Origin of the sequence: Mesobacillus boroniphilus, from assembly GCF_018424685.1 — a bacterium.
In the GTDB taxonomy this organism is placed as follows: Bacteria; Bacillota; Bacilli; order Bacillales; family Cytobacillaceae; genus Mesobacillus; species Mesobacillus boroniphilus_A.
Genome location: NZ_QTKX01000019.1, coordinates 1 through 449, shown reverse-complemented (window position 1 = coordinate 449; position 449 = coordinate 1). Strand labels below are relative to the sequence as shown.

The following is a 449-nucleotide window of genomic DNA, read 5'->3' as shown; positions in this document are numbered from 1 at the left end:
AAGCATATCGGTGTTAGTCCCGTCCTTCATCGGCTCCTAGTGCCAAGGCATCCACCGTGCGCCCTTTCTAACTTAACCTAAAAGGTCATTTCTCTATTAAATAGAGAGAAAACTAAAATGGCGATCAAGGAATAATTGAACTTCATTATTCCGACTCGGTTTCTTCTTTGGTTCTTCTTACTTACGATTATCTAGTTTTCAAGGAACAAGGCTACTGACTTCAATCACATCGTGATTAAGCATCAGAGCTTAACTTCATGCTGCCTTGCGACGAGCTGAAGAATACTTCTTCGAGCTACTGTGGCGCAGGAGCAAAAAAAATAAAGCTTTGAGGCAATTGCTCCCTCAAAACTAAACAAACAAGCGTACAACAGTACGAATCGTAAGATTCGCATTCCGATTGCCATTACGGCAATATCCTTAGAAAGGAGGTGATCCAGCCGCACCTT

The 449-nt window shown here is 42.3% G+C and carries 1 protein-coding gene and 1 rRNA gene; both read right to left on the bottom strand.

The window, feature by feature from the left end; genetic code table 11:
• Positions 1 to 78 (bottom strand): 23S ribosomal RNA (locus DYI25_RS22285); the annotation flags it as partial.
• A 164-nt stretch (positions 79 to 242) separates the two neighbouring features.
• Positions 243 to 449 (bottom strand): hypothetical protein (locus tag DYI25_RS22280; protein ID WP_213372945.1); only part of this gene is annotated, 207 nt, incomplete at its 5' end.